The organism is Arthrobacter sp. NPDC080086, assembly GCF_040702285.1.
This window is the reverse complement of the sequence record NZ_JBFBKP010000103.1, coordinates 1-11,486: the sequence shown is the minus strand read 5'-3', so window position 1 is coordinate 11,486 and position 11,486 is coordinate 1. Positions and strand designations below refer to the sequence as shown.

Sequence of the window (11,486 nt, the reverse complement as noted above, 5' to 3'; positions counted from 1 at the left end):
TCTGCGCCGCTGCGGCTGTTGTAGCCGAACACCGGCGGGAGGATGCCGCTGCGTCGACCTCGGCCAGCCAGCGGGCGGCCGCATCCCTGGCCGCGGCGCGTCCGGCGCCGGCGCTGCGGGGGCCGAAGGCCACGTTGTCCAGGGCGGTCAGGTGTGGGAAAAGAAGGGCTTCCTGGGCAAGCAGCGCGGTTCCGCGGCGGTGCGGCGGGGTCCACACCGTGCGGCCGCCGCCGAGGTGGAACAGCGGCCGGCCGTCGAGCGCGGCTGCGCCCGAGTCCGGGCGGATCAGGCCGGCGATAACGGAAAGCAGGGTGGATTTTCCGGCGCCGTTGGGACCCAGGATGGCGACGGTCTCCGCAGCGCCCAGATTCAGCGAGACGTCCAGGCCCCGGTCCGCGACCACGGCGTCGAGGGTGAACGTCATAGCCTCGCCTCCGCCGGCTCGGCGTTCGCGTTGCGGGACGGAGCGGCGGACGGCGTACCGGGCCCGCGGTAGCTGACCCCGACGACGATGACGGCCACGGCCACCAGGAGCAGCGACAGGGCCACGGCGGCATCCGCATCGGTCTCCCGTTGCAGATAGATCTCCAGCGGAAGGGTCCGGGTGATGCCCTGGAGGCTGCCGGCGAAGGTGAGGGTGGCGCCAAACTCGCCCAGGCTGCGGGCGAAGGAGAGGACCGCCCCGGAGGCCAGTCCCGGCAGCACCAGCGGCAGCGTGACCCGCCGGAGTATGGTTCCGGGCCGGGCGCCAAGCGTCGCGGCCACCGCCTCGTAGCGCTGGCCGCCGGCGCGCAGCGCCCCCTCCAGGCTGACCACCAGGAACGGCAGGGCGACGAACGTCTGCGCCAGGACCACCGCCGTCGTGGAGAAGGCAATCTGGATGCCCGCCACCTCCAGACCGCGGCCCAACAGCCCCTGCCGGCCGAAGGTGTACAGCAGGGCGATGCCGCCCACCACCGGCGGCAGCACCAGGGGCAACAGCACGAAGGACCGGAGCAGCCGCTGCCCGGGGAACTCGCCGCGGGCCAGCACCAGCGCCAGCGGCACTCCCAGCAGGATGCAGAGGACGGTGCTCGCCGCCGCCGTCCGCAGGCTCAGGCCCAGCGCCGTCAGGGAGGCATCCGAGGTCACCAGCGGCAGGAAGTTGGGCCAGTCGACACGGGCCACCACGGCCGCCAGGGGCAGCAGGATGAACGCGGCGGCGACGACGGCGAGCGCCGCCACCCAGCGTGGGATGCCGCTGTAGTCGTGGCGTCTCGCCCCCGGGCGCCTCACGGACGCCCGAACCCGGCGTCGGCCAGCACCTTCTGGCCCTCGGCGCCGGTGACCTCGTCGAGGAAGGCCTGCGCCAGGTTCTTCTCACGGCCGCCCCGCAGGGCCGCGATCGGATAGGTGTTGACGGCGGACGCGGCCTCCGGGAAGGGCACGCCCTTGACCTTGCCCGCCGACCCCAGGACGTCCGTGACGTAGACCAGTCCGGCGTCGGCCTCCCCCGACGCCACCTTGCCGAGGACGTCGGTGACGGCGGATTCCTCGCTCACCGGCGCCAGGCGCACCCCGGTCTTGCCCTCGACGGCCACTGCGGCCGCGCCGCACGGGACCTGCGGTGCGCAGACCACCACGCGGGTGCCCGGCCTGGCCAGGTCCGCGAAGGACGTGATGCCGGCCGGATTGGCCGGCGGCACCGCGATGGTGAGGGTGTTGCTGGCGAAGTTCCGCGGGCTGCCGTCGGCGAGCCCGGCGCCGGTCACCTTGGCCATGTTCGCGGGGTCGGCGGAGGCGAAGACGTCCGCCGGGGCGCCTTGGCTCAGCTGGGTGGCGAGGTCCGAGGACCCGGCGAAGCTCAACGTGACCTTGGTGCCGGGGTGGCTGGCCTCGAAGCTCTGGGCTAGCGCCGTGAAGGGAGCCTTGAGGGAGGCCGCGGCGAAGACGGTGAGGGTCTTCCCCTCCCCCGCGCTGCCTCCGCTGCCGCAGGCGGCGGTCCCGGCGGCCAGGACAGCGGCGGCGAGAAGAGCCGCGGCACGGCGGCTCATGCCTGGGTCTTCCCGTTCGGGCCGCCGCCGTGCGGGCCGCTTCCGTGCGGGCTCTCGATGATCACCGTGGTGGCTTTGACGACGGCGGTGGCGACGGAGCCGAGTTCCAGCCCGAGGTCCCGGACGGCCTCGCTGCTCATCAGCGACACCACCCGGAACGGTCCGCACTGCAGCTCCACCTGCGCCATGACCGTGTCAGCGGTGATGCCGGTGACCAGACCGACGAACCGGTTGCGGGCGGAACTGCCGCCGCGGGACGGATCCTCGGGGAGCTTTGACTGGTCCCGGGCCACGCCGGCGAGCTCCAGCCCGTCCACCACCAGCCGGCCAGAGTCGTCCCGGTGCGGGGTCAGGGTTCCGCTCTCGGTCCAGCGGCGGACGGTATCGTCGCTGACCCCGAGGAACCGGGCCGCTTCGGAGACGCGAAAAGTAGGCATGGCGCCACTATAGTCCGCAGATGCGGATGTGGTGACCCGTTAGGACCGTATCTGAGCCTTTCCTGCAGGCGCCGCGGGCGCCCGCCTGACCATGGTTCCGCCGGACCATCCGGCCTACCATGGGAGGGTGGGGTGGGCCCCGGTCGGCTAGGAGCACAGCCATGGAATGGGTCCGGCCGGAGGACACGGCCTACGACGAAACGCGTAAACTCTTCAACGCCATGATCGACCGGCGCCCGGCCGTCATCGCCCGATGCGCCGGCGCCGCGGACGTGGCCGAGGCCCTCGCGCACGCCCGCGCCAACAGGCTCGACGTCGCTGTCCGGGCCGGCGGGCACTCGGTGGCGGGAATGTCCACGAAAGAGGGCGGACTGGTGGTGGACGTCCGGCCGATGAAGTCCATCACGGTGGACCCGGACAACCGCACCGTCACGGTCGGCGCCGGGGTCACCTGGGGCGAATTCGACCGGGCCACCCAGGAGCACGGGCTGGCCAGCACCGGCGGACGGGCCTCCACCACGGGCGTGGCCGGCTTCACCCTGGGCGGCGGATCGGGATGGCTGGAGCGTTCCTACGGCTTCGCCTGCGACAACCTGCAATCGGTGGACCTGGTCACCGCGGACGGAGACCGCGTCACGGCGAGCGCCGCCGAGAATCCCGAGCTGTTCTGGGCCCTGCACGGGGGCGGTGGCAACTTCGGCGTGGCCACCGGCTTCACCTTCGGGCTGCACGAACTGGGCCCTACCGTGCATGCCGGCATCATGCTGTTCCGTGGCGAGGACGCACCCGACCTGGCCCGCGCCTACCGTGACATCTCCCTGAAGGCACCGGACGCCGTCGGCACCGCACTGGTCTTCCTCACCGCACCGCCGGAACCCTTCGTTCCCGAAGATATGGTGGGCAAGCCCGCCGTCGGCCTGGCCTACCTCTACGCCGGCGACCCGGCTGCCGGGGTCGAGGAGGCCGCCCCGTTCCGTGCGCTGGGGCCCGCCGTCGACCTGGTGGGCGACATGGACTACACCGCCTTCCAGTGCATGATCGATGACCCGCCCGACCTCTACCACTACTGGAGCGCCGAGTACCACGACGCGTTGCCCGACGCCGCGCTGGACGTGATCGTGGATGCGGCGAGCCACCTTCCCGGACCCCACTCCCAGCACCTCTTGGCCCGGTGGGGCGGCGCCGTGGCCGGCCCCGCAGCGGCGCAGACCCCGCTGCAGAACCGCGGCGCCCAGTGGGTCACACACCCGTACGGCATGGAGGCGTCGGCGGCGGCCGCGGAGGAGGCCAAGGCCTGGGTCAAGCAGTTCCGCCGGGACATCGCGCCCTACGCCAACGGCGGAGTCTGGCTGAACTTCGTCGGTGACGAGGGCCGGGACCGGGTCCGTGCCGCCTTTGGCGAGGAGAACTACGGGCGGCTGGCCCGGGTGAAACGCGAGTTCGATCCGGAGAACGTCTTCCGCGGCAACCAGAACATCCTGCCGGCCGCCTCGTAAACTGCCGGAATGGCCATCTACATCGATCCCCCGCTCTGGCCCGCCCACGGCACCGTCTTCTCGCACCTGGTGTCCGACAGCTCCCTTGAGGAGCTGCACGCGTTCGCGGGGGCGGCGGGAGTCCCGGAGCGGGCGTTCGACGGCGACCACTACGACGTCGCCGAGGCCCGCTTCGACGCACTGGTTGCCGCCGGGGCCATCCCGGTGGAGGGCCGGGTCCTGGTGCGCAAGCTGATCGCCAGCGGGCTCCGGATTCCCGCCCGGCGGCGCAACGGCTCACTGAAGCTGCCGCTCCTGACGCGCTGGAACGAGACCCTGCCCGGCCACGAGGCGCTCTTCCTGGACCTCCTGGACCGGTGGGGTGAGGAGCACCGGAGCTACCACGGCCGCACCCACCTGCTCGAAGTGCTGGAGGCGCTGGACCGGCTGGCCGCTCCCGGGCTGCCGTCCCGGACGGTGCGCCTGGCGGCCTGGTTCCATGACGCGGTTTACCACGGGATCGCGGGCGAGGACGAGGAGGAGTCCGCGCGCCTGGCCGAGGAACGGCTGGCCCACACCGGCCTGCCCGACGGCGAGGCGGAGGAGGTGGGTCGGCTGGTACGGATGACGGCGGACCACCGGCCCGAGCCGGGCGACGACGCCGCGGCCCTCCTCAGCGACGCCGACCTCTCCATCCTCGGGAGCGACCCCGCAGAGTACGCCCGCTACCTCGCGGCCGTGCGGAAGGACTTCGCGCACATCGGCGACGCCGACTTCGCCGCCGGCCGCGCCGCCGTCGTCCGGCAACTGCTGACACAGGAGCCGCTCTTCCACACCGGGCGCGGGCGGTCCCTCTGGGAAGACACCGCGCGGCGGAACCTCGCGGGCGAACTGGCTTAGGCTCCGGGCCGCCTCACCGGTCCCCGGACCCGCAGGCTGTGCGGCGGAGGTGTTCGGCGAGACGGTCGAAGGATTCGCGCCAGCCGGAGCCGTGGGTGTCCCGGTGGTCGGCGGTGTCGAAGGGGCCCTGGGTGAAGACCAGGCGGGTGCCGCCATCGATCTCCTCAAGCCGGAAGGCACCCTCGGTCTCGAAGCCGCGGGTGCCGTCCACCTTCTCCCAGGCATGGGTGAAGACGAACAGTGTGGGCGGCTCGAGATCGGTCAGGACACCGCTGAACCAGTGTTCCTGGCCGGTCGCGTCCTCGAGGAGACAGGCCCGGTACGGGGTGCCGATTTCCAGGTCCGCGTCGATGGTTTCGCGCAGTGCCCGGAAGCCCCGCGGCCCCCACCAGAGGGCCGCCTGGTCCGGATCGACCAGCGCCGCCCAGACTGCACGGGCGGGCACCTGGAATTCGCGGGTGATTACCAGCGTGAGCTCGTCCTGTTCCGGCACGGCCTCCGCACCGGTGGATTCTGCGTTCTCCAGCATTGCCCTCTCCCTCCGCGTTCCGGCGACGGTTGAGCCTGTTTCCTAGCGGTAGACGCCGGCGAACGGCCGGTCCGTCGTGACGATCTGCTTGCCCAACGGCATCAGGGACACCGGGATCAGCTTGAGGTTGGCGATGGCCAGCGGGATCCCGACGATGGTCACGGCCATGGCGAACGCGGTCACCACGTGGCCCACGGCGATCCAGATGCCGGCCACCAGCAGCCAGATGACGTTGCCCAGCAGGGACAGGGCACCGCCGCCGCCGGGCCGGTCCACCACGGCGCGGCCGAAGGGCCACAGGGCGTAGGACGCGATCCGGAAGGAGGCCAGGCCCCAGGGGATGGTGACGATCAGCAGGCAGCAGACGACGCCGGCCGCGAAGTAGCCCAGCGCGAGCCACAGTCCCCCGAACAGCAGCCAGATGATGTTGAGCAGAGTCTTCATGGCACCATTCTCCCCCGTCGGCGGTGGATCTGTCCTCGGGGAAGGCCCTGAACCGCCCCTGAATCCGTGGCCCCGGTGAGGACCCCGGCGCCGGGCACTGTCCGGGGACGCGTGCCCCGGTTTACCCTAGGCGTAGGCCGGGCCGTTGCCCGGAAACAGCCTGCGGAAGGGCGGAACGCATGGGTTCGTGGCTGGCACGGAGCCGCCGAAGATCGCCCGTGGCCGCACTCTCCGCCGTGCTGGCGCTCACGCTGCTCACCGGATGCACCGGCGGGAGCCCGCAGCCGCCGTCGTCCGGCACGCCGTCGGGGACGGCATCCGGGACCAAGGCGCCCCGCTCCACCCCGGCGCAGGCGCCCGTCGTGTTCACCGCCCAGGGGGACATCGGCTTCGGCTCCAAGGCCCGCAAGGTGCTCGAAGCGGTCGCGAAGATCAAGCCGGCACTGAATCTGGCGCTGGGCGACTTCAGCTACCAGGCCGGCCTCGAACAGCAGTTCTGCGACATGGTCACCGGCGTCCTGGGCACCGGCTTCCCCTATGAACTCGTCACCGGCAACCACGAGAGCGACGGGCACGACGGCGACATCGCCACCTTCGCCCAGTGCCTGCCGAACCGGCTGCCCGGGCTGGTGGGTGAGTACGGCACGCAGTGGTACGCCGACGTGCCCCAAGAGAACCCACTGGTCCGCATCGTCATGGTCTCCCCCGGGATCAGGTTCCGGGACGGCAAAACCCTGGACTACGGCCGCGACAGCGAGCGCTGGAAGTGGACCGCGGACGCGCTGGACGGGGCGAAGGAACGGAACATCCCCTGGACGGTGGTGGGCATGCACACCCCGTGTTTCAACCTGGGCGCCTACTCCTGCCAGCCCGGCGCGGACTTCAACAACCTGCTGATCGAGAAGAAGGTGGACCTGGTCCTCACCGGCCATCAGCACCTGTACCAGCGCACGCACCAACTGGGCTACAGTCCGGACTGCCCCGCCCTGGTCCCGGATGAATTCTCGAAACAGTGCCTGGGTGGCACCGGCGGCACGCTCAACCAGGGCCGCGGGACGGTGTTTGCCGGCGTCGGGATCGGCGGGGTGGGGCTGCACGACGTCCGCGAGGAAGATCCCGAGGCCGGCTACTTCGCGGAGTGGTCCGGCAAGAACGTCAAGCCCACCTACGGCACGCTGAAGGTGTCCGTGGGAGAGGACGCGCTGACCGCCGCACTGGTCCCGGCCGAGGGCAGCTTCACGGACACCTTCACCATCACGCGGTGACCGCGCCTTGGGTGGCCCCCGGGGCGGCGGTCAGTGCCCCTTGGCGGCGGTGACGAAGGCCGTGACCCGGGCCGGGTCCTTGACCCCACGGGAAACCTCGACGCCGGAGGAGACGTCCACGCCCCACGCACCGGCCGCCGCGGCAGCGTCTGCCACGTTCGCCGGGTCCAGGCCGCCGGCCAGCAGCCAGTGCCGGTCCCCCAGCCCACGGGCGCGGACCGAGGCATAGTCCCAGGCCTCGCCGGAGCCGGGCACGGCGGCGTCGACCAGCAGCAGGTCCTCGCCCCAGTCGGCGAAGGCTTCCGGTGCCGCGGACATCGTGATCGCCCGGATCAGCCTCATCCCGGCGTCGTGGACCACCCGGACGTCCTCCCGGGTCCGGTCGCCGTGCAGCTGGACCCAGTCCAGCCCGGCGTCCCGTGCCGCGGCGACGGCGTCGGCCGCCCGTTCGTGCCGGAAGACGCCCACCGCGGGAACCCCTGACGGCACGCCGGGCAGCAGTTCGCGGACCCGGTCCGGCGCCACCTGACGGGGGCTGGCGGTCAGGACGAAGCCCACCGCGTCCGCCCCGGCGTCGACGGCGGCCCGGACGGCCTCGCTGGTGCTCAGACCGCATACCTTGACGAACATTCCGGCTCCCAACCGCTGTGCTGTGCCCAGTGAGACGACGCTGGACTGAATTCGACGTTGCTTCGACGTTAGCAAGTCCCGGGCCCGGGCATCGGCGCCGCGGCTAGGCTGATCCCATGGACATCATCCGTTACGCCGACCTCAAACCCGCCCCCTGGCGCAACGGCGGTGGCACCACCCGTGAACTGGCCCGCTTCCCGCTCGACGCGGCCGACGGCGGCTGGGACTGGCGGGTAAGCATCGCGGAGGTCGGCAAGGCCGGAGACTTTTCCGCGTTCCCCGGGATGGAGCGGGTCCTCACCGTGGTGAACGGCGACCTGCTGTTCCTCACGGTCGACGGCGCCGAGCACCCGCTGGAAAAGTACCGCCCGTTCCGGTTCTCCGGCGACGCCGACGCGGCCGGTGCCCTGCCCACCGGCGACATTCGGGACCTGAATGTCATCTGCCGGCGGGGCGCCTTCAAGGGCTTCACCTCCATCATCGAACTGTCCAAGAAACGGGCACACCCGGTCTTCGAGGGGCAGTTCGGCATCCTGCTGCAGGGCCAGGCGACGGCGGACGGCGAGGCGCTGGGCCGGTACGACGCCGTCGTCGGCTCTGACACGGCGACGCCCGAGATCCTGGGCCGCGGCTTCCTTGCCGTCGTCTCGATCGACCCTGTCGACTGATTGATCCCAGCCGGAGGCCTAGCCCCCGGCTTTTGCTAGGCTGAAGGCAAGGCCGGATCCCCGGCCTCCGGACGACGGTTCAGTACCCGGCACGCGACAAGACTGGCCAAAGGATTGTTGTCATGTCGTGGATCATCCTCATTGCCGCCGGATCCCTAGAAGCCGTGTGGGCCGCCGCGTTGCACCGCACGTCGCAGGCCACCGGCCGCCGCCGACTCCTGCCGGGCGCACTGTTCCTGGTCTCCGTCCTCGCAAGCACCGGCGGACTCGCGATCGCCATGCAGACCATACCCACCGGGACCGCCTACGCCGTCTGGGTGGGAGTCGGCGTCGTCCTTACCTCCGCTTATGCGATGGCCACCCGTGTTGAACCCGCCAGCGCCGCCCGGATCATGCTGCTCGGCGGGATCGTGGCGTGCGTGGCCGGCCTGAAGCTGGTGGCGTAATGCGCGCCGGCACTCGCGGATCGGGTGTTTCCTGGCTGATCCTGCTCGGCTCCGCCGTCCTCGAGGCGGTGTGGGCCACGGCTCTGGGTCTCTCCGACGGGTTCAGCCGTCCCGTGCCTACCCTGATCTTCGCCGTGGCCGCGGCATTGAGCATGGCCGGACTGGGCATGGCCGTGCGGCGCATCCCGCTTGGCACTGCGTATGCCGTGTGGGTAGGAATCGGCGCCGCCCTGACCGTGGGCTGGGCGATGGCCACCGGCGTCGAAGCCGCCAACCCGCTGAAACTGCTGTTCATAGCGGGGATCGTCGGCTGCGCGGCGGGGCTGAAACTGCTGCCGGGCGGGCCGGAGGACTCCGAACCGCCCGTTTCCGAGCCGTCGTCCCGTACGCTCCCGCCCGGTTAGTCCCACCGGCAACCGCCGATCCGGCCGGACACGCCGTGTCGCGGGCCCGGGTCCGGGAGGTAACCGGGGAGAATCGCACGCAGGCTTGCTGCCGGGCCCGGACGAACGCTGGCAACCCCCGGGAACCCGCCCGGAATACCGGGACCGGGCGGGAGGTTCTTGGCTGGGACAGCGGTTCCGGCAATGACAGGAGACTCCAGATGACAGCCACAGTTCAGCTCGGCGACAGCCTCAGCGTCAGCCCCTTGGGTTTCGGCGGAATGGCCCTGACCCCGGTTTACGGCGAGGTTGACCCGGCCGAGGCGCTGGCCACCCTGCACCATGCCGTCGACGCCGGGGTGACCTTCCTGGACACCGCGGACATTTACGGCGGCGGCAGCAATGAAGAACTCTTCGCCCAATTGCTCAAGGACCGGCGCTCCGAGGTGCAGTTGGCCACGAAGTTCGGCCTGGTGGGGAACCCGGCGGAGGGCTACACGGACATCCGGGGCGACGCCGCCTACGTCCGCGAGGCCGTGGACCGCAGCCTGTCCCGCCTCGGCACCGACAGCATCGACCTGTATTACATGCACCGCCGTGACCTCCGCGTTCCGATTGTGGAAACCGTGGAGGCCATGGCGGAGCTGGTCAAGGCCGGAAAGGTCAAGCACCTGGGCCTGTCCGAGGTGACGGCGGCGGAACTCCGGGAGGCCCACGCCGTGCACCCGATCGCCGCCGTCCAGAGCGAATGGTCCATCTGGAGCCGGGACGTGGAGCGCAACGTGGTGCCCGCGGCCGCCGAACTGGGTGTCGGCTTCGTGCCCTATTCGCCGCTGGGCCGGGGCTTCCTGACCGGCACCGTGGATGCCTCGAAGCTGGGCAGCAACGACTTCCGCCGCAACATCCCCCGCTTCGCCGCGGATGCAGTGGACGCCAACCAGGCCGTGGTGGCCACGGTCCGCGAGGTCGCCGCCGAGCTGCAGACCGCCAACGGTCCCGCCACGCCGGCGCAGGTTGCCCTGGCTTGGCTGCTGGCCCGGGGCGAGGCGCTGGGCCTGCCCGTCGTCCCGATCCCCGGCACCCGCAAGGCCGCCCGGATCGATGAAAACCTCGGCGCACTGTCCCTGGAGCTGAGCCCGGCGCAACTCGACCGGCTCAACACAGCGGCGGACGCCGTCGTCGGCTCCCGCGCAGCGAACCCGGGCTGGGTGTCCGAGGGCCGGGAATAGGCGGTCCTAGACTGATGCCCATGGACTCACTCATTCATTCGCTCCGCGACGTCACTATCCGCAGGATTTCGGTCAGCGAGATGGACAACAACGTGTACCTGATCACCGCGAAGGCTTCCGGCGCGCAGCTCCTGATCGATGCGGCCGATGATGCGGCCGCCATCGAGGCGCTGCTGGCCGACGCCGCCGCGGACACCGAGGCGACGCCGAAGCTGGCGCTGATCGCCACCACGCACCAGCACTGGGACCACGTCCGTGCGCTGCCCGAGGTGGTCAAGGCGACCGGCGCGAAGACCGCCGCCGGAACCGACGACGCCCCCGCGCTGCCGGTGCCGGTGGACGTGCTGCTGGATCACGGCGACGTCGGCAACTTCGACGGGTTCGACGTGACGGCGGTGCACTTGCGCGGCCACACCCCGGGTTCGGTGGCGCTGGTGTACCAGGACCCGGCAGGGCCCGCGCACATCTTCTCCGGCGACTCGCTGTTCCCGGGCGGGGTGGGCAACACGGATAAGGATCCGGAACGCTTCACCCAGCTGCTGGACGATGTCTCCGCGCGGCTGTTCGATGTCTACCCGGACGACACGGTCGTGCACCCGGGTCACGGCAAGCCGACCACCCTGGGCGCGGAACGCCCGCACCTTGAGGAGTGGCGCGCCCGCGGCTGGTAGCTGGCGCTAGGCCCTGAGACTTGCGCTGCGCATAATGCCGGTCGCTGCGGGAATACCCATAGCGACCGGCATTTTGCGCTTCGCCAGCTACTTTGCGTAGCGGAAAACCCTAGCGGCTGCGGCGGTCGTTCGACGCCGGGGCCGACGCGCGGCGGGGACCGCCGCTGCGGGCCGGACGGCCTTCGCCGGAGCGGCCGTTGCCGCCGCCCGCGTAGGAACCGCCGGACGTGCCGCCCGTGTTGGAGGACCAGACCGGAGCCGAACCGCCGCCGGAGCGACCGCCCGACTTGGCGCCTGCCGCGGCACGCTGGCCGGTGGCCGGACGTCCGCTGCGCTGGCCGCCGGCGGAGCCGCCGGTACGCGGGGCGCCGCCCCG

General features: G+C 71.4%; 15 protein-coding genes, 1 pseudogene and 1 riboswitch. Of the genes and pseudogenes, 8 read left to right on the top strand and 8 right to left on the bottom strand.

What is annotated here, in order from left to right; genetic code table 11:
- The 4 genes from AB0305_RS21045 to AB0305_RS21030 form a co-directional block, all read right to left on the bottom strand.
- Positions 1–424, bottom strand: a 424-nt coding sequence (locus AB0305_RS21045) for an ATP-binding cassette domain-containing protein (RefSeq protein WP_366173918.1), incomplete at its 3' end; no start/stop codon positions are given.
- Positions 421–1,275 carry an ABC transporter permease gene (locus AB0305_RS21040; RefSeq protein WP_364134333.1) on the bottom strand — a complete coding sequence of 285 codons (855 nt, stop codon included), beginning with the start codon at positions 1,273–1,275 and terminating at the stop codon, positions 421–423. The genes AB0305_RS21040 and AB0305_RS21045, both read right to left, overlap by 4 nt.
- A complete protein-coding gene (gene modA / locus AB0305_RS21035) occupies positions 1,272–2,033 on the bottom strand; it encodes a molybdate ABC transporter substrate-binding protein (protein ID WP_364134335.1) in 762 nt (253 codons plus the stop codon). The genes AB0305_RS21040 and modA overlap by 4 nt, the downstream gene beginning before the upstream one ends.
- Positions 2,030–2,470: a TOBE domain-containing protein gene (locus AB0305_RS21030; protein WP_364134338.1), complete on the bottom strand. Its 441-nt coding sequence runs from the start codon at positions 2,468–2,470 to the stop codon at positions 2,030–2,032. Before AB0305_RS21030 ends, modA begins: the two co-directional genes overlap by 4 nt.
- 161 nt (positions 2,471–2,631) lie before the next feature.
- On the opposite strand from AB0305_RS21030, the gene AB0305_RS21025 reads away from it, so the two are divergent.
- Positions 2,632–3,966, top strand: coding sequence for an FAD-binding oxidoreductase (locus tag AB0305_RS21025; protein WP_364134341.1), 1,335 nt, complete (start codon positions 2,632–2,634; stop codon positions 3,964–3,966).
- 9 nt (positions 3,967–3,975) lie between these two features.
- On the top strand, positions 3,976–4,845 hold the full coding sequence (locus tag AB0305_RS21020; protein ID WP_364134343.1) for a DUF4031 domain-containing protein: 870 nt from the start codon (positions 3,976–3,978) through the stop codon (positions 4,843–4,845).
- Positions 4,846–4,858: 13 nt separating this feature from the next.
- Here the strand turns inward: AB0305_RS21020 and AB0305_RS21015 are convergent, their stop codons facing one another.
- Complete coding sequence (locus AB0305_RS21015; protein ID WP_364134346.1) at positions 4,859–5,374, bottom strand: SRPBCC domain-containing protein; 516 nt, start codon at positions 5,372–5,374, stop codon at positions 4,859–4,861.
- Between the two features lie 42 nt (positions 5,375–5,416).
- Positions 5,417–5,818, bottom strand: coding sequence for a YccF domain-containing protein (locus tag AB0305_RS21010; RefSeq protein WP_364134349.1), 402 nt, complete (start codon positions 5,816–5,818; stop codon positions 5,417–5,419).
- Between the two features lie 218 nt (positions 5,819–6,036).
- On the opposite strand from AB0305_RS21010, the gene AB0305_RS21005 reads away from it, so the two are divergent.
- Entirely contained in the window at positions 6,037–7,083 is a 1,047-nt protein-coding gene (locus AB0305_RS21005; protein ID WP_364134352.1) for a metallophosphoesterase, read from the top strand.
- Between the two features lie 30 nt (positions 7,084–7,113).
- Here the strand turns inward: AB0305_RS21005 and AB0305_RS21000 are convergent, their stop codons facing one another.
- Positions 7,114–7,713, bottom strand: a complete 600-nt coding sequence (locus tag AB0305_RS21000; protein WP_364134355.1) for a phosphoribosylanthranilate isomerase — start codon at positions 7,711–7,713, stop codon at positions 7,114–7,116.
- A gap of 116 nt (positions 7,714–7,829) precedes the next feature.
- On the opposite strand from AB0305_RS21000, the gene AB0305_RS20995 reads away from it, so the two are divergent.
- The 5 genes from AB0305_RS20995 to AB0305_RS20975 all read left to right on the top strand — a co-directional run bounded on the left by AB0305_RS20995 (position 7,830) and on the right by AB0305_RS20975 (position 11,110).
- Positions 7,830–8,381: a HutD family protein gene (locus AB0305_RS20995; RefSeq protein ID WP_290256358.1), complete on the top strand. Its 552-nt coding sequence runs from the start codon at positions 7,830–7,832 to the stop codon at positions 8,379–8,381.
- Between the two features lie 46 nt (positions 8,382–8,427).
- Positions 8,428–8,492, top strand: a riboswitch (guanidine-III (ykkC-III) riboswitch).
- A gap of 11 nt (positions 8,493–8,503) precedes the next feature.
- A complete protein-coding gene (locus AB0305_RS20990) occupies positions 8,504–8,827 on the top strand; it encodes an SMR family transporter (RefSeq protein WP_364134359.1) in 324 nt (107 codons plus the stop codon).
- A complete protein-coding gene (locus tag AB0305_RS20985) occupies positions 8,827–9,231 on the top strand; it encodes a multidrug efflux SMR transporter (RefSeq protein ID WP_364134362.1) in 405 nt (134 codons plus the stop codon). Before AB0305_RS20990 ends, AB0305_RS20985 begins: the two co-directional genes overlap by 1 nt.
- 200 nt (positions 9,232–9,431) lie before the next feature.
- Positions 9,432–10,439: an aldo/keto reductase gene (locus AB0305_RS20980; protein ID WP_364134365.1), complete on the top strand. Its 1,008-nt coding sequence runs from the start codon at positions 9,432–9,434 to the stop codon at positions 10,437–10,439.
- Positions 10,440–10,459: 20 nt separating this feature from the next.
- Entirely contained in the window at positions 10,460–11,110 is a 651-nt protein-coding gene (locus tag AB0305_RS20975) for an MBL fold metallo-hydrolase (RefSeq protein WP_364134368.1), read from the top strand.
- Between the two features lie 109 nt (positions 11,111–11,219).
- On the opposite strand, the pseudogene AB0305_RS20970 reads toward AB0305_RS20975, so the two are convergent.
- Positions 11,220–11,486 (bottom strand): annotated as a pseudogene (locus AB0305_RS20970) (DEAD/DEAH box helicase); the annotation flags it as partial.